Source organism: Planctomycetia bacterium, from assembly GCA_034440135.1.
GTDB lineage: Bacteria > Planctomycetota > Planctomycetia > Pirellulales > JALHLM01 > JALHLM01.
In genome coordinates this window covers 26,755-43,726 of the sequence record JAWXBP010000249.1, presented here as the reverse complement: position 1 = coordinate 43,726, position 16,972 = coordinate 26,755, and the positions used below count along the sequence as shown (strand labels likewise).

The following is a 16,972-nucleotide window of genomic DNA, read 5'->3' as shown; positions in this document are numbered from 1 at the left end:
ACGGTAAACCACGTCCCCTCTCCCTCGCTTGCGCTACGGGCTGGTGTCGCGATTCTTCGTGCCTTCCTTCGCGTCCGGCTCGAAGAACATCATGTGTTGCCACGGCAGGTCATCGTATTCCTCGACCAGCCGAAAACCGTGTGGCACGAGCTCTTTCTTGATCTGTTCCTTGCTCATCTTGTGCAGCACCTTGATCGGCACTTCGGGGTCTTCCAAACGGAATTCCACGAGCACCAACCTGCCTTTGGGTTGAAGCGCACGGCGCATCGCCTGGAGCATCTGCTCGGGGTGCGACATCTCGTGATAGACGTCGACGAGCAGAATCACGTCGAGCTTTCCTTCGGGCAATCTCGGATCGATCGGCGAACCGAGCACCGGCTCGATGTTCGCGTGCCCGGCGTCTTTGGCTCGCTCATCCAATAGGTGCAGCATCTCTTGCTGAATATCGACGGCGAACACGCGCCCCATTTCACCGACCAGCGCAGCCATGGGCAGCGTGTAGAAGCCATTGCCGCAGCCTAAATCGCAGACGTTTTGTCCGGGCTGCAGCTTGAGCGCCGCCAACATTCGGTCGCAGTCCTCTTCGCGCTGCCGGGATTCGCGAGTTAGCCAATCGGCGCCGAGGTAGTGCATCGTCTGCGCGATTTCCCGGCCCTGGTAATGGGTCAACGCCGGCGGCAGTTCCTCCACGGCGGCGTCCTGGGCACGCGCTGCATTCGTAGCAACCAGCGCTAGCAGCACTGCCGCGCAGGCGCAGCGAATTGCCGAATTCCAAGCTGCTTGAACGAAATGAAGGTTCAAAGTGTGCTCCTTGCCTCATGCGCACCAAGTTGCATCCGGAACTGCATGGATTGTCGTATTCAAGTCGGCGACAACGCCACGCACCGCCTTTTCTGCCGCGTTGACCTCGTCCGACGTATCGTAGCCCGCCAGTTCCAGCGCGAATCGCGCCGTTTCGCCCGGCGCCAGCTTGCGCACGCGGCCGTGCTTTTCTTCGAAGGACCGAGGGTTCGGGAAATTCACGCCCGGTTCCAGCCCGGTGACATAGCCGTCGCTCTCCGCGCCGGTGTTTTTCCAGAGCGTGAAGCAGGGGAGTTGATCGCGTCGAAAGCGCATCCCGAAACCCGCCGTCCCAGTCGCGTTTTTGAGCAGCACGCTGGTCCGCTGGTCATTGGCCGCGGCGAGCTCGCAGAGATACACCTGCTCGACGAAACCGGGCGTCGGTTCGCCGTAGCGCTGCCAGTTGCCGATCCCTTCCGCCGCTCGCGCGTTGCGGGGAGACATGTCCCTAACTGGTGCAACGAACGTGGCGCCGGGCTCCAGCAGCGGCCGGCCGATGTTGATGTGATACAACAGTTCCATACTTCCCGGCTGCGCGGAGAAGTTGGTCACTTCATCGACGACGCGCATGCGATTCTCGCCGGGCGCCAGCGTGATCGTGGTTTTCATCCGCAGTTGATGGAACAGAAACCGCGTCTCTTCGACGATGCCGATCAGCGTGATCTCGCCGGTGTCCTCGGCGATGTTCAGCTCCACCTTGCGCGCCGGCAGATTGGCGATTCGCCCGTGAAGGCCGTACCGGAGTTGCCCGCGCTCGTCGAACTCCGGCGCGCCGTTGCTCACCAGGCCGCAGCGGCAGAGCAATTCGTCGAAGCCGTCGAGCCAACCCACGCCCGAAGGTTCCGCGAGCGGCACGAACTTCGGATGCACCGGCCCGCGCACCGGCGAATGCCAACCGATCCGCAGATCGCCCAGCCACATCGCCCAGATGCCCATGCCGCGCGTGGGCAACACGACCACCGACAGGCGGCCATTGTCGATCTCGACCGTCTCAACGCCATCGCTCAGCCCGCCATGCATGGTGTGTTTCACCACGCGGCACCCGCGCGCCTTGGCTGGCAACTCTGCCTCGCCCAGCCGCAGCTCAGGCGTATGCACGCACTTACAAACGTCGGTGAGGACGATCGATTCCATGGGAAGTGGCGTGGGAGAAGAGAACATTGCGGTCGATGAGCACGGCACGGCTATGTTACGCGGCAATCGTCGTCAACACAAACAGGACGCCGCATTCGCTAGCCCCGCATCCACCAAGCCAAATACGCGGCCATTGCCAGTCCCAGCAGCGCCAGGCCGACACCCAGTCCAACAGCAAGCAGATTCAGCTTCGCCGGGAGGATCTCGCCGCGGCGAATGCGACCGATGTCGCGGCAATACAGGGAGACGGCGGACGCCAGCACGCCGACGCCGCCGAGAATTAACGCCGTGCCGAACCAGAGCGAGAGCCCCGTCGACGAGACTTCTCGCTCGGCGTTCGCCAGTTCCCGCAGGAGCAAGCCGAAGCGAGCGACGACGAAGCCGAAGCCCATCATCGCCAGGCCGGTGCGAATCCAGGCGAGGAAGGTGCGTTCCGCGGCGTAGTAGACGCGAGGGTCGTGCATCGGGTCCTCACATCGAACTGTCGGACAACACGCTTACCCGCGCCCCTTGATTGGCTGCGGCCGTGATTAAGGTGCTCATGCCGTGCGCCTCGGGCAGCGCCTCGAATCTCCGCACGAACTCCTCCGCGGCCGTCTGGCTCGACATGGCCACACAGAGTGTTGGCCCCCAGGAGCTTTGCGTAACGCCTGGCGCGCCGAGTTCTCGCACGGCTTCGACCAAGCGTTCCAAACGCGGCGAAGCGTACGGCCCGCCTTGTTGGGCCGCGTAGCAAAGTCCCGCTTGCCGGCCGTAGCGGTAGAGGGCTTCGCCGAACTCGGCGTAACGCATGTTCGCCGCGGAGGCCATGAGTTCTTCGAGGGCCAGGTGGCGCAGGCCTGTCGCCGTGGGCGCATCGACCGGGGGCAACTCGGCGAAGGCTTGTTCTTCCGCGTCGCCGAACAAGCCCTGTTCGTTGGGCGAGAACAGGAGCACGAATCGCCACGGCGCCGGCAGGTCGATTCGCGCCAACAGCGGCGACACCACGTCTTGCGGGCGCTTGCCGGCGTCGACGATCATCCCGCCGCGGAAGAACCCGTGCATGCCGACGGACGAGCGGCGCGCGCGTCCCATCACCGTGGCCAACTCTTCGAGTCGCGTGATCGGTCGACGTACTAGGCGGCAGAGCCCGTTCGCGACGGCCAAGGCGAGTTGCGTGCCGGAACCCAGCCCGACGTGCGCGGCCGGCGCTTCGAGCACCGTGATGCGGCAACGCAAATCGTCCGCCAGTTGCAGGCCTGCGACGGCCTCCTGGGCGAAGGCGAGCGCGCGGTCGCTGTTCGGTCCCGAGGCGGACCAGTCGTCGGCCAAAGCCAGCCGTAGTTGCAGCCGCGGCCGATCGATCATCGCTCCGACGCCGCCAAACTGCGAGCGGCCTTCGCGCGGTCCGAACGAGAACAATCCAAAATGCAGCCGGCTATGGGCCGTCACCTCGACCTGGGTCGCAGCGATGGTTTGTTCGGACGGCAATGCGGGCTCCTCGTTCGGCACAGACCATTAGGATATCACCCTTGATCGACCGGATGTACCCTCCGGCGGTGGCGAACCCCGTTCAGCTTGCCGATTTCGCCTGTCCGCCGTAACCTCTACTCGGGACGCGCATCCAAAAACTGCGATATCACCGAGGAATGAAGCCCATGCCCAAGCGTTACCGATTATTTGCGACCGCCGCGATGGCGATTCTGGTGGCCGCGGGCGCGTTGATTTTTCGAGGAGAGGATGCGATGAGCGAGGAACCGGCCGCGAAACCCGTCCAAGAGGCAAAGTCCGCCGAGAACCTGTCGCTGGCGACGTTCGGTTCCGGCTGTTTCTGGTGTACGGAAGCGGTCTTCCAGCAGTTGGAAGGCGTGCAGACCGTGACGTCCGGTTATAGCGGCGGCGAGGTCGACGAGCCGACTTACGAAGCGGTCTGTGCAGGCACGACCGGTCACGCCGAAGTGGTGCAAATCGGCTTCGATCCGGAAGTGATTACGTTCAAGGAGTTGCTGGAAGTGTTCTGGAAGTCGCACGATCCGACGACCAAAAACCGCCAAGGCAACGACGTCGGCACGCAATACCGCTCGTCGATCTTCTATCACGATGACGAACAGAAGCAACTCGCCGAAGAATACAAGAAGAAGCTAGACGAATCCGGCGCCTTCCGCGCGCCGATCGTCACCGAGATCACCGAGTTCAAGAAGTTCTATTCGGCCGAGGAATACCACCTCAACTACTTCAATCTCAACCCCCGGCAGGGCTACTGCGCGTTCGTAATCAAGCCGAAAGTTGACAAGGTGCGCGAGGTCTTCGCCGACAAGATCAAGAAGGATTCCGAGTAGCGCCGCGAGCGAACAATCAATGCCTGGCTCTCGGGCTACTGAAACGCGCGAGTGGCTGGGGTCGAGCGTACTCGCTCGCCCCCAGCGCGCTCAACCTGGGGGCGAATGAGTACATTCGACCCCAGCCACCCAACAATCTGGATGACTGGAACTGCTGATTTTGGCGGAGCGCTAGCCGCGCGTTACGAGCCAAATGGCGATTCCCGCGCAGCCGACGAGAATTGTCAAGAACACGATGACGGCGAGTGCGAAGGAGTGATCGTTCCGCTTGGTGACGTTCAGCCCGGTCAGCAGGGCTTGATCGTACCGGCTGACGTAGTCGGGAACTGTTTCTTCTTGCAGGCCGTACACCGGCTTGGTGTTCACGCTGGCCTGGCTGGGCGATTCGACCGGTCCGGACTCCTGGCCGGGCTCGACCAGGAAATTGGGCTCGGTATCGCTTAGCACGGGGGGCGTGCGGCGGCGCTCGCTGGGGTGAATGCTCTGCACGGCGATGGCGTCGAGATGATCGACGGCCGCGGCATGGGCGATCGACTGCGGATCCGCCCATTTGCTGAGGCGGCGCACCACCTCGCCCATGGTTTGAACCCGCTCCGGCGGCTGCTTCATCATCATCGCTGCGATCAGGTCGACGAAGTCATCCTCGAGTTCCGGATTCAATCGCCGGGGATCGAGCGGTTCCGTGGTGCAATGCGCGCGAACCTTCGTGGCAGCAGTCCCACCGGGAAAAGGCACTTTGCCCGTCACGGCGTAGTACAGCGTGCAACCGAGACTGTAAACGTCCGTCGGCGGTCCGAGCATTTGCGGCGCGGTAATTTGTTCCGGCGCCAGGTAGTCCGCCGTGCCGACGATCTTGTCTCCGAGGTTCTGTGCCTCGCCGTCCAGATTGAAACTGCCGGCCAGGCCCAGGTCCGACACCTTCACCACGCCATCTTGTGAAACCAGCAGGTTGCCGGGTTTGACGTCGCGATGGATCAGGCCGCGACTATGCGCGTGCTCCAAGCCCATCGCGGCCTGTGAAATCACCGAGGCCGCGGCTGTCATTGATAGGCGTCCGTGTCGGCGGATGAAGCGCCGCAGATCGATGCCGGGGACAAATTCGGTGACCAGGTAGTTCACATTGCCGTCGTGGCCAGCATCGTATGCGCGGACCAGGTGATGGTGATCGAGCTGAGCTTGATTGCGAATCTCGCGCATGAAGCTCTTTTCCGACTCGGGCGTGGACTTATATCGCGGCAACACTTTGACCGCGACGATCCGGCCCATCACGGTGTGCTCGGCCTTAAAGACCTGGCCCATACCCCCTTCGCCGATGGAATCGACGATCTGGTAGGGACCGAGGTTGAACTTCGATCGACCGGCGGCGAGCTGTCCCGCTTGCCAGCGATTTACCTGCCCGTTCTCAACCAGCTTGGCGGCCAGCAATTCATCGTTCACCTCGGCGGCGACCAATCCGTGCTTGGCGCACAGCTCCGCTACCCCGGCGTCGAGCTCCTCGGTCGTGAGGAGTCCGCTCGCCAGCGCAGACTTTCGGAATACGGTGCTCGAACCGCCGCCCATTGCCGATCTGGTGGCTGAAGTCCATTGGAAAACATTTGGCCCAACCTAACTTACCCCCCCGCACGATCCCGCGCCAAGTATCCGCTTACCCGTCGCCGACTACGCGCCCAGGCGGGACCGCGGCCAATTCCTCTATAATCACGCCGCCAGCAGTGCGTCGCCCCAAAGCCGTTGCTGCGGAGAGCGGCTTCGTCGCCCATATTTCGCCCAGCCCAGTTGAACCAGGTACTGCCAATGTTCCTTTCCGATCACAGCTTCCTCGTCACCGGCGGCGCCTCGGGCCTGGGCTTCGCCTGTGCGGAAATGCTTGTCCGTAACGGCGGACTTGTGACGATCGCCGATCTCAATCGCGAACAAGGAGAGCTCGCCGCCAGGAAACTCGGCGGCGCTGCCCAGTTTGTCGCCGCCGACGTGACACGCGAGGACGACGTCAGCGCCGCCGTTCAAGCCACGGTTAGCCAGGGTGGCGGGTTGCACGGAGCAGTTTGTTGCGCCGGAATCGCGATCGGCGAGCGCGTCGTCGGCAAGCAAGGCCCGCATCGATTGGATAGCTTCGCTCGCGTATTGGCGGTGAACGTGATTGGGACGTTCAACACGTTGCGCCTGGCCGCGGCGCAGATGGTTACCCAGGAACCGAACGAAACAGGCGAACGCGGCGTGTTAATCACCACGGCTTCGGTCGCCGCCTTCGACGGGCAGATCGGCCAGGCCGCGTATTCCGCTTCGAAGGGCGCGGTGGCCTCGATGACGTTGCCGATCGCGCGCGAACTGGCACGACATGGCATCCGCTGCGTGGCGATCGCCCCCGGCATCTTCGACACCGCGATGATGGCGGGCATGAGTGAAGAAGTTCGCAACTCCCTCGCCGCTCAAGTTCCTTTCCCGCCGCGCTTGGGCCGCCCTGACGAATATGCCGCGCTCGTCGAACACATCCTCGGCAACACCATGCTCAATGGCACGGTCATTCGCCTTGATGGTGCGCTGCGGATGGGGGCGAAGTAAGTAAGCACGCGCCATCGCACGAGCCAATAAGTACGCTTTGAGCTTAATTGCGAACGTGCTCGTTCGTCTCCCGGGCGGACGTCTTTTCAATGGCGCAGCCCTCAAAGCCAATCTCTACGCCGCGGCTTCCAGATTTGCTTGCATCAGGTTTTCCGGTCGCAATGCCATCTTGGCGCTTGGGAAGGTCGCTGGATCGGGGGTTTCACCTACGCGAGTGGGCGAAAATTGCGCGGAACCACAAATTGGTCGTTTCCCCTCCATCAGGCTAGTTTTTCTGACTTAGCGTTGCTCACTGCAAGTAACGGCAGCCGACGGGGTTCGAGCGATTTGTTTTGGCATTCGCTCTGCGCCCGTGTTGCCACGATTGATCCACCAGCGACGCTGCGATCCTGGCCTACGACGCCCCCATTCCTAGCGCATTCTTCCCCGCGGAATTGCTATGTTCCAAGACGAATCGATCATTCAAGACTTCGTAACGGAGTCGAATGAGCATCTCGCTCATGTGGAATCGCAACTGTTGGAGATCGAAGCTGGCGGCGCCAACTCGAATATCGAAACCGTGAACGCGCTGTTTCGCGCCGTACATTCGATCAAAGGCGCGGCCGGGTTTCTCGGTTTCGACACCGTGGCCAAGCTGGCGCACTCGCTGGAAAACGTCATGGATCTGGTGCGAAATCGCGCCTTGACGCCAACGGCGGAGACAGTCGACGTGCTGCTCAGGTCGTGCGACCAACTGAAGTCACTGATCAATGACCTCGCCAACAGCAACGGCGCCGATGTGAGCGCCTTGGTCTCCGCTCTCGATGGAGTAGCGAATATGAACTCGAATCACGTGCCCGAGCCGTTTGATCCCAATACCTTCGCCAAACCGACGCCGACGCCTCCTATTGAAACCGTCGAGATTGTCGCGCCTCCCCTCGCGCCGACGCCGACGCCGATTATCGAACACGTCGAAACTCCGGTGAGTGCGACAGCCAACAATAGCGCCCCGGCGCCTGCGGCATCGTCTGAAGCGACGCCGGCGGCTGACGCGAATATTCGCGTCAGCGTTGGTTTGTTGGACCGGTTGATGAATCTCGCCGGTGAGCTGGTGCTTAGCCGCAATCAGTTGCTCCAGGCCGTGAATTCGCTCGGGCGCCCGGAAGTCGAGACCATTTCTTCGCGTCTCGATCAGGTCACCAGCGAACTTCAGGAAGCGGTCATGCAAACCCGCATGCAGCCGCTCGCCAACGTGTTTAGCCGCTTCCCGCGATTGGTCCGCGACCTAAGCGCCAAGCTCGGCAAGCAATGCGATCTGAACATTTCCGGCAAGGACGTCGAGGTCGACAAGTCCATCATCGAGGCCATCGGCGACCCGCTCGTGCACTTGGTGCGGAACTCGCTCGACCACGGCGTCGAATTGCCGGACGTCCGTTCGCGGAAGGGCAAGAAGCCGATCGGCGCGATTGCCTTGGAAGCTTCGCATCAGGCCGGTCGCGTACTGATCGTCGTACGCGATGACGGCGCCGGCATTGACCCGATCAGGTTGCGCAGCAAGGCGGTCTCGAAAGGCATCCTCACTGCCGAACTAGCGGCGGCCCTCTCGGACGAAGACGCAGTGAATCTGATTTTCCATCCCGGCTTCTCGACTGCTGAGACGATCACCGACGTCAGCGGACGCGGCGTCGGCATGGACGTCGTTAAATCGAACATTACGAAACTCGGCGGCACGGTCGAAGTCGTGTCCGAGTTGGGTCGCGGCACGACGATTCTCGTCAAGCTGCCGCTGACGCTGGCGATTATCCCGTCGCTGATTGTGCATAGCGGCAACGCTCCCTTTGCGATTTCGCAAGCGTCCATCGTGGAACTCGTCCGGGTCAGCGCCAACGAGGCCGACAAGCGGATTTCCACGATCAACGGCTCGGAAGTGCTCAAGCTGCGTGGACGGCTCCTGCCGCTGGTCCGCCTGGGCAAGATTCTCGCCAACGCGGAACAACGTCAGGCACGCATGGATCTGGACGAGAGCCGGACGCCGCGCAATCTCGATATCATCGTCGTCGACGCCGGCGCGGTGCGTTACGGGCTGATTGTCGATGGCTTGCAAGATTCGGAAGAAATCGTCGTCAAGCCATTGGGACGACATTTGAAGGGCTCCATCTGCCTAGCCGGCGCCACGATTCTCGGCGACGGCCGCGTGGCGTTTATCCTGGACGCCAACGGCATCGCCGCCTACGCCGAGTTGCAGCGTTCCGACTCCCAAGCCGAGCAAGACGAGGACGCCTCTGGCAGCGGAGCGGAGGAGACGCAAGCCGCGCTCATGCTGACCAACGGGCCGGAAGAATACTTTGCCATCCCGATGGCAGTCATCAAGCGACTGGAAAGAGTGCAGAAGGAGCAAGTACACGAGGTCGGCGGGCAGCGCCTGCTGGAATACGAGAAGGAAACGCTCACGCTGTTGGCGCTCGACGATTTGATCCGCGCCGAGCCGCGCCCGGACCAAGCCTGGCTCTACGTGGTGGTCTTCGAAGCTGGCGGCCGCGAGATCGGGCTGATTGTGCCGAAGCTCGTGGAGATTCGCCAACTGTCGACGAACGTCGATTTCCGCACGCTCCGCGAGCCGGGTGTGATTGGTTCCTTGGTCGTCGATCGTCGTACGGTCCGTTTGCTCGACGTCCATGAGCTGGCCTCGAAAGGCTGTCCGCAACTCACGGTTCCGGCCGAGGAAGAAGGACTCGAGGACGTTCGCGAATTGCGGATCATGCTGGTGGAGGACTCCAACTTCTTCCGCACGCAAGTCTCGCACTTCCTGGAAACGCTGGGGCATGACGTGGTCGCCTTCGAAGACGGCCAGGCGGCCTGGGAAGCGTTGCAGGACCCCAAGCGCCAGGTCGACCTTGTCGTGACCGATATCGAGATGCCGCGGATGAACGGCTTCGAGCTGTGCCGTCGCATCAAAACGGACGCCCGCTTCGATGGATTGCCGGTCATCGCGTTGACTTCGCTCGCGGGAGAAGACGACGTGGCCCACGGGCGTGAAGTCGGCATCGACGATTACCAGGTCAAGATGGACCGCGACAAATTGCTGACCGCCGTGCGGCGATTGCTCCCCAACCGTCGCGCCGAATTGCTCTCCGTATAAACACCTGACTCCCCTCCACAGGCGAGGATTAAACTCATGACCGCCCTGATGCAAGCGCCCACGGCCAACCGCGTCGCCGCCACGGCCGGCGAACAAGAATTTATCACGTTTTATCTCGGCGACCTGCTGCTGGGAATTGACATTCACCAGGTTCAGGAAATCAATCGCAACGTCGACATGACGCCGGTGCCGCACGCGCCCCAGGCCGTCCGCGGCGTGATCAATCTCCGTGGCGAAGTCGTGCTGGTGGTGGATCTGCGGGAAGTGCTCGGGCTGCCGAAATCAGCCCTCACCCGCAGCAATCGAAATGTCATTGTCAAGAACGGCGGCGAACAGATCGGCCTGCTGGTCGATCGCGTCGCCGACGTGGTGCGAGCGAACACGGATGATCTCGATCCGATGCCTGAGAACTTGCGGGGCATCGATCAACGGTTCTTCAAGGCGGTCTACAAGCTGGAACTCGGATTGCTGGTGATCCTCGACGTGAACGTCACGTTGGCCAGTATCTGCAACGAATCCTAGTCGCGCGGCGTGTGTGCCCACGTCGCCCGCGGTCAAGCAACCGGCGTCGTTTTCACGAGTCGCGAAGGAGATGAAGAATGTCCCGTTTGAGTATTCTGAAGTTCAAGAGCGTCCGCACGAAACTCATGTTTCTGTTCGTGGCGATCGGCGTGATCCCCGCGGCGATTGTGGCGACTGTCTCGTACAATCGCTCACGTGACGCGCTGCGCGTCGAGGCGGGTGGCCGCGTTCAATCCGTGGCTGAAGAGACGATTGATAAGCTCGACCGGCTCTTTTTCGAACGCTACGGCGACGTACAGGCCTTCGCCGCGAACCCCGATGCCAAGGGGGACGCGGAACTGTTGAAACGTGCCGCGAACTTCTACACGCGTACGTATGGCATCTATGACCTGATGGTCATTGCCGACGCGAATGGTCAAATCATCGCGGCCAACACCGTCAATTCCCAAGGCGCGCCGTTCCTCACGGACGCGTTGATTGGCACGAGCGTCAAGGGCGAGGCGTGGTTCGAGTCCGTTACCTCGGGCACGGTGCCGCTCGGACAGTCGTACTTCGGGGACGTTACGGCGGATAAGCGCCTTGCTGATGCAACCAAGACACGGGGGCTGTCGCTCGTCTTCGCCGCGCCGATCGTCGACGCGGACGGCAAGGTCACCCGCGTCTGGGCCAACTACGCGAACTGGGAGCGGACCGGCTGCGAAATCATGACCGGCCTCCGCCAGCGTCTCAAGGACCGTGGCGCCACGACCAGCGTCGTGAATTTGATCAACAAGCAGGGGTTCCTGCTGGAAGACCCTGATCCCGCAGCGGTACTGACGTTCAACTTGGTGGACGCCAAACTTCAATGCGCCATCGATGCAGCCGCCGGCAAGAGCGGCGTGACGATCGAAAACAACAAGCGCACCGGCACGGAACAAATCAACGGCTTCGCCGGGTCGAAGGGCGCCCTCGGCTTCAAGGGCTATGGCTGGGGCGTGCTCGTTCGTCAAGACACGGCGGAAGCCTTTGCGGCCGCCTCACAATTGGCGTACTTTGTCGCTGCACTTACCGGTGGAATGGCGTTGGCCATCGCCGCGATCGGCTTCTTCGTGGCCCGGTCGTTCGCTCGTCCGCTCGTCGCCACGGCCAACACGTTGGAACTGATCGCCGCTGGCGACCTGACCAAGCGCGTCGAAGTCCAAAGCAACGACGAGATCGGCCGCGTGGGCGACTGCGTGAACAAACTGTCTTCGAGCTTGCAGGATGTGGTCCGCAAGATCGTCGGCAGCTCGCGTGAACTGGCTAGCTCCTCAGAAGAGTTGACTAGCACCGCCACGCAAATGGCGCAAAGCGCCGAAGGCACGACGCAGCAATCGGCCACGGTTGCCGCGGCCGCCGAAGAGATGTCCACCAACATGCGGACCATGGCCGCCAGCACCGAAGAGATGTCCAGCAACATCAAGACGGTTGCCGCCGCGGTCGAGGAACTCACGGCCAGCGTGTCGGAAATCGCCCGCAGTGCGGAGTCGTCCTCGGGCGTCGCTAGCCAGGCCGCGGAGTTGGCCACGATCAGCAACGACAAGGTCCGGCAGCTCGGCGTGGCCGCCGATGAGATCGGCAAGGTCATCGACGTGATTCAGGACATCGCCGATCAGACGAACCTGCTCGCCCTGAACGCCACGATCGAAGCGGCCCGCGCCGGTGAAGCTGGCAAGGGTTTCGCGGTCGTCGCCACCGAAGTCAAGGAGTTGGCCAAGCAATCCGCGGCCGCGACGGACAGCATCCGTCAGCGGATCCAAGGCATGCAAGGCTCGACCACCGACACGGTCAAGGCGATCGCCGAGATCGGCGCGGCGATCAAGAATGTCAACGACGTGGCCAAGTCGATCGCTCAAATGGTCGACCAGCAGAGCACGGCGACGCAAGAGATTTCCCGCAACATCGTGCAGACTTCGCAAGCCGCATCGAGCGTCTCGCGCGGCGTGACCGAGTCTGCCTCGGCCTGCCAGGAAATCACCAAGACGATTATCGGCGTCGACCAGGCCGCCAAGAGCACGGCGGCCGGGGCTTCGCAGACCAAGTCGTCGGGCACGCAGCTCTCGCAACTTGCCGAGACGTTGCAAGGCCTGGTCGTCGAGTTCCGCGTCTAACTCAGAACTCGATCGTTCGAACGTGATCGTAAGAGCCGGTCCCGGGGCATGTGTCCCCGGGACCGGTTTTCTCTAGATGGACAACGCATCTCCCTCGATTAGCTCGCATGTCAACCGTGACGGACAACATTGACAGCTCTCCCGTTCGGGCCCTGGTGGTGGATGACACCGTCATCTACCGGCGCATCGTCAGCGATGTATTGCAGGAAATTCCCGGCGTGGAAGTCGTCGGCACGGCGGTCAACGGGCGGATTGCGCTCGAAAAAATCATCGAGCTGCATCCCGACTTCATCACGCTCGACGTCGAGATGCCGGAACTCAACGGCGTGCAGGTGCTGCAAGAGATCAAGCAGCGCGGCCTGACGACGTCGGTGATTATGCTCAGCGCTGCGAACTCCTCCAGCGCCGCGCGCACAACCGAGGCCTTGGCGCTCGGCGCCTTTGACTTTGTGTTGAAACCCTCCGGCGCGTCGCCGCAAGACAACCTGGTGCAACTGCGCGAGAAGCTTTCGCCGCGCGTGGAAGCGCTGATTACCAAGCGAGGTAAGCGCCGACCATCCGCACCAGTGGCCGAGCGCCGCGCTCCCGCGAGCGTCATTCGCCATGAGCCGGTACGGCCAGGCGCTGCGACGATGGTGGCGATCGGCGTCTCGACCGGCGGCCCCGAAGCCCTCAATCGTTTGTTGCCAAAGCTGCCCGGCGATCTCGCGGCGCCGGTGTTGATCGTCCAGCATATGCCGCCGATGTTCACCAAGTCTCTCGCCGACGACTTGAACAAGCGTTGCGCCCTGCAAGTCGAAGAAGCCACGGACGGGCAGCCCATCCGCCCCGGCATGGCGCTCATCGCCCCGGGCGGTCGCCAGATGAAAATCGTACAGGAAGACAATCAATACCTGGTCCGTCTCACGGACGATCCACCGGAATGTGCCTGCCGACCGTCGGTCGACTACCTGTTTCGCTCGGTCTCGCAGTTGTGCCCGCAGTCAGCACTGGCAGTCATCATGACCGGCATGGGCACGGACGGCACGCTTGGCATCCGACTGCTGAAGCGCAAGGGCGCCGCCGTGATTGCTCAAAACAAAGAAACCTGCGTCGTCTTCGGCATGCCCGCCGTGGCGGTCGCCGAAGGCTTGGCCGACGAAGTTCTACCTTTGGAAGAAATCGCGTCCCATATAGTTGCCCGAGTGGGGCGGAGAACATCGCCATGAAACTCGCGTCTGCGGAAGTCGCGTCCGTCGCCGGTCTCGTGATGGACCTGTGCGGCATCTTGCTCGATGAGAGCAAAGGCTATCTGATCGAAAGCCGGCTCGCGCCGATCGCGCAGCACCATGGCCTCGGTTCGTATACCGAACTGGTCCAGAAAGCCCGCGTCGGATACGACCAACAATTGCTCAAGCAAATTGTCGACGCCATCACGACGAATGAGACGCTGTTCTTTCGCGACGAGTCTCCGTTCGAAGCCTTGCGCCACAAGGCGATTCCGGAGTTGATCGACGCCAAGTCCAAGACCGCGTTCCCGCGAAGATTGCGGATCTGGTCGGCCGCGTGCAGCACCGGGCAGGAACCTTACAGCATCGCGATGACGCTGCATGAGCTAATTCCCGATATCCACGCGTGGGACATCAGCATCCACGCCACCGACATCTGCGACGCCGCTATCGAACAAGCCAGCATGGGCACTTACTCGGCCTTCGAAGTCGAACGTGGTATGAAGCCCCAATACCTGGATCGATTCCTCGTGCGCCACAACGCCAGTTGGAAAGTCCGCGACGAAGTTCGGGCGCTCGTCTCGTTTCAGAACCTGAACCTGATGCAGCCCTTGATGGGCTTGGGACCGTTCGACGTTGTTTTCTGCCGCAATGTGGCGATCTACTTCACGCCCGAAGGCCGCCGCAACGTGTTCCAGAAGATTGCCCAGACGATGACTCGCGACGGATACTTGTTCGTAGGGTGCGCGGAATCGTTGGCCGACATGGGACCGCAGTACACGCCGCACCATCATTGCCGCGGGATGTACTATCGCCCGAATTTGCCGGCGCTCGGCGACCCGGCCCGTGCCAGCACCGCTGCGTCCACGCCGGTGCGCCGCTAGCGGCCGCCATAACCAACGATGAATGTTCACTAGCCCGACGCGCAAGCGAGGGGGAGTTGACGTAGGCTGAGAGTATTGGCCGTACTCATTGCCGACGTCCGCTCCCCCTCGCTTGCGCGTCGGGCTAGTGTCGGCGACCCCGCATGCGGACTCACGGCGCTTTCGGCTTGATGATCGGTTGCCGCCCGATCGAGCGGTAGAACTGCGTGACTGCTTCCGGAGTCGGCAGATCGAGCACAAACCCGTCGGGAAAGAAGACCGTCGAAGGTCCGGCGGAACCGACATCGGCGAAACCGTCGTGAGCGCCGTGCAATACGCGGGGCTGGTCCATCAGTTGATTCACAGCGTTGGCGACGCGCTCGTTTTCCGGACCGCTCCAGTTCAGCAACGTCCTGCCGCGATCGGTTGCCAGCACGATATTGCGGCCGCGGGCTGTGGGATCGATCACGCCTAACAGATCGTAGTCTCCGACGAGCGGCTTCATCGATTTGCCGTCGATGATTTGACCCGGTTCCAGCGGCCAATCGGTACGGGCAGGCAGTTTCAATGCTTGCCCGCTGGCATTCCGGGCAACGCCATCGGCGTCGACGACATAGTAGTTGAACGTTCGCGCCGTCTGTGTTTCAGCGGCGTTGGCCGCAGTGACGATGCCGGTCGTCTGGCTCGTATGCGCTTTAATCGCGATTGGCTTGCCGGGGTATCCTAGCTCAATCCATTTCGTCGAATGAACGTTGGTATTCCGCACCGCGATGATGCGATTCTGCAATCGCGCTACTTGCTGAAAGATGCGGTAATGCGCCGGAGTCATACCGCCGTACTTAGCGGCAGCGAGTCCGGCGATTCCCGCCCGAGCGGTCGGCGCGGCGGCTTTGGCTCCTTTCATTACCACGAAACTGAACGCGGCCACTCCGACCGTGGCCACGAAATTTGCGAGCAACGCCGCTGCCGCGTCGAGGTCCTGACTGGTTTTCGCGCTGGCCGTCAGCGAAATGGCGTTGCAGAAATCCATGCCGGCGGAGATTACCTGGTAACCAAGAAATATCGCGCCGCCGGCCAGCATCAAGGCGTCGACGACAAAACCGACGCCGAAGTAGTGCGATCCGGCCCAGACCGCCAACGTGCCGGCCATGATTAGCAAGGCCGTCGGCGAAAGCATTGCCACGAACTCCTCCTGGATTTCTCCGGGCAGCAACGGCGCGGTGCGGCGCAGAACTTCGCGAAACCGATCGTCGAGCGACATCGTCGCCACGTTTACGGCGGTGTTCGGTTGAGCGGTTTGCGGAGGAAGCGGGGTCATTGTGCCGTCCAAACGACAAATACCTGCGGCCGGGGCTGCCATGGCAAGATCTCCCAAAGGTTTACCATTTCAAGATCGCGGCCGTCCACCGGCGAGGTGGAGCACGGCCCGCGATCAGATAGGGAGATTACGCCCACGGCCAGGGGCGCTTACAGAAATGTTTCGCGAGGCCGTTCGGTAACAAAAATAGGCGGCTCGGCGCGAACGGTTTACGTTCGTGCCGGCCGCCCCGGCCCTTTGGCATCGACCTCAAGCCAGGTCAAAGAGCATGACTTCCGCGCTGCTCTGCGCTGCGCTCGTCAGCTCCCGCTCCTCGCTCAGTGCGGCGGCGTCGCCAACCGCGAGTGGTTCACCGTTAACCGTGACTTCGCCGCGCAGGACTTGCAGCCAGGCGTGGCGTTCCACGTGCAGCGGATGGCGGAGTTGCTGGTGTCCATCCAGCGACGCCAGGTAAATCCGCGCGTCCTGGTGGATCAGCAACGAACCCTCCGCGCCGTCACGCGAGGCAACTAAGCGCAGCCGGTTATGCCGCTCCGTTTCATCGAACCGCCTTTGCTCGTAACTTGGTTCGAGTCCCTTGCGTTCCGGGAACAGCCAGATCTGGTACAGGTGGACCGGCTCGTCCAGGGACGGGTTGAACTCGCTATGCGTGATGCCCGTGCCGGCCGTCATGCGTTGGAATTCGCCCGGGCGGAGAACTTCGCCGTTGCCCATCGAGTCACGATGTTCCAGCGCGCCGGAGAGGACGTAGGTGACGATCTCCATGTTGTCGTGCGGATGCGTGCCAAATCCCTGGCCCGGTTGGACGACGTCTTCGTTCATCACCCGGAGCGCCCGGAAGTGCATGTGCTTCGGGTCGCGGTACGAGCCGAACGAGAAGGTGTGGTACGAATCGAGCCAGCCGTGATTGACGTGGCCGCGTTCGTGAGACTTGCGCAGGCTGAGCATGGGACCGTCCTC

The 16,972-nt window shown here is 62.1% G+C and carries 14 protein-coding genes; 7 read left to right on the top strand and 7 right to left on the bottom strand.

What is annotated here, in order from left to right; genetic code table 11:
- Positions 1 to 33: 33 nt before the first annotated feature.
- The 4 genes from SGJ19_15320 to SGJ19_15305 form a co-directional block, all read right to left on the bottom strand.
- The gene (locus SGJ19_15320; GenBank protein MDZ4781620.1) at positions 34 to 801 is read right to left on the bottom strand and encodes a methyltransferase domain-containing protein; all 768 of its coding nucleotides are present in this window, start codon (positions 799 to 801) and stop codon (positions 34 to 36) included.
- 15 nt (positions 802 to 816) lie between these two features.
- Positions 817 to 1,974 (bottom strand): aldose 1-epimerase family protein, encoded by a 1,158-nt coding sequence (locus SGJ19_15315; protein ID MDZ4781619.1) that lies wholly within the window; start codon positions 1,972 to 1,974, stop codon positions 817 to 819.
- 98 nt (positions 1,975 to 2,072) lie between these two features.
- Positions 2,073 to 2,438 (bottom strand): DUF202 domain-containing protein, encoded by a 366-nt coding sequence (locus tag SGJ19_15310; protein MDZ4781618.1) that lies wholly within the window; start codon positions 2,436 to 2,438, stop codon positions 2,073 to 2,075.
- Between the two features lie 7 nt (positions 2,439 to 2,445).
- Complete coding sequence (locus tag SGJ19_15305) at positions 2,446 to 3,444, bottom strand: beta-RFAP synthase (GenBank protein ID MDZ4781617.1); 999 nt, start codon at positions 3,442 to 3,444, stop codon at positions 2,446 to 2,448.
- 254 nt (positions 3,445 to 3,698) lie between these two features.
- Here SGJ19_15305 and msrA point away from each other — a divergent pair, with 254 nt between their 5' ends.
- On the top strand, positions 3,699 to 4,292 hold the full coding sequence (gene msrA / locus SGJ19_15300) for a peptide-methionine (S)-S-oxide reductase MsrA (protein MDZ4781616.1): 594 nt from the start codon (positions 3,699 to 3,701) through the stop codon (positions 4,290 to 4,292).
- Between the two features lie 171 nt (positions 4,293 to 4,463).
- Here msrA and SGJ19_15295 read toward each other — a convergent pair whose 3' ends face one another.
- Positions 4,464 to 5,852 (bottom strand): serine/threonine-protein kinase, encoded by a 1,389-nt coding sequence (locus tag SGJ19_15295; GenBank protein MDZ4781615.1) that lies wholly within the window; start codon positions 5,850 to 5,852, stop codon positions 4,464 to 4,466.
- Positions 5,853 to 6,086: 234 nt separating this feature from the next.
- Between SGJ19_15295 and SGJ19_15290 the strand changes: the two genes are divergently transcribed.
- The 6 genes from SGJ19_15290 (at position 6,087) to SGJ19_15265 (ending at position 14,715) form a co-directional block, all read left to right on the top strand.
- Positions 6,087 to 6,854: a 3-hydroxyacyl-CoA dehydrogenase gene (locus SGJ19_15290; GenBank protein MDZ4781614.1), complete on the top strand. Its 768-nt coding sequence runs from the start codon at positions 6,087 to 6,089 to the stop codon at positions 6,852 to 6,854.
- A 439-nt stretch (positions 6,855 to 7,293) separates the two neighbouring features.
- Positions 7,294 to 9,972 (top strand): hybrid sensor histidine kinase/response regulator, encoded by a 2,679-nt coding sequence (locus tag SGJ19_15285; GenBank protein ID MDZ4781613.1) that lies wholly within the window; start codon positions 7,294 to 7,296, stop codon positions 9,970 to 9,972.
- 36 nt (positions 9,973 to 10,008) lie between these two features.
- A complete protein-coding gene (locus SGJ19_15280) occupies positions 10,009 to 10,494 on the top strand; it encodes a chemotaxis protein CheW (GenBank protein ID MDZ4781612.1) in 486 nt (161 codons plus the stop codon).
- A gap of 77 nt (positions 10,495 to 10,571) precedes the next feature.
- The gene (locus SGJ19_15275) at positions 10,572 to 12,623 is read left to right on the top strand and encodes a methyl-accepting chemotaxis protein (protein ID MDZ4781611.1); all 2,052 of its coding nucleotides are present in this window, start codon (positions 10,572 to 10,574) and stop codon (positions 12,621 to 12,623) included.
- Between the two features lie 107 nt (positions 12,624 to 12,730).
- Positions 12,731 to 13,831 carry a chemotaxis response regulator protein-glutamate methylesterase gene (locus tag SGJ19_15270; protein ID MDZ4781610.1) on the top strand — a complete coding sequence of 367 codons (1,101 nt, stop codon included), beginning with the start codon at positions 12,731 to 12,733 and terminating at the stop codon, positions 13,829 to 13,831.
- The gene (locus SGJ19_15265) at positions 13,828 to 14,715 is read left to right on the top strand and encodes a protein-glutamate O-methyltransferase CheR (protein ID MDZ4781609.1); all 888 of its coding nucleotides are present in this window, start codon (positions 13,828 to 13,830) and stop codon (positions 14,713 to 14,715) included. The genes SGJ19_15270 and SGJ19_15265 overlap by 4 nt, the downstream gene beginning before the upstream one ends.
- 151 nt (positions 14,716 to 14,866) lie before the next feature.
- Here the strand turns inward: SGJ19_15265 and SGJ19_15260 are convergent, their stop codons facing one another.
- Positions 14,867 to 16,012 carry an anthrax toxin-like adenylyl cyclase domain-containing protein gene (locus SGJ19_15260; GenBank protein ID MDZ4781608.1) on the bottom strand — a complete coding sequence of 382 codons (1,146 nt, stop codon included), beginning with the start codon at positions 16,010 to 16,012 and terminating at the stop codon, positions 14,867 to 14,869.
- A 249-nt stretch (positions 16,013 to 16,261) separates the two neighbouring features.
- Positions 16,262 to 16,960, bottom strand: coding sequence for a pirin family protein (locus SGJ19_15255; protein ID MDZ4781607.1), 699 nt, complete (start codon positions 16,958 to 16,960; stop codon positions 16,262 to 16,264).
- Between the last annotated feature and the right edge of the window lie 12 nt (positions 16,961 to 16,972).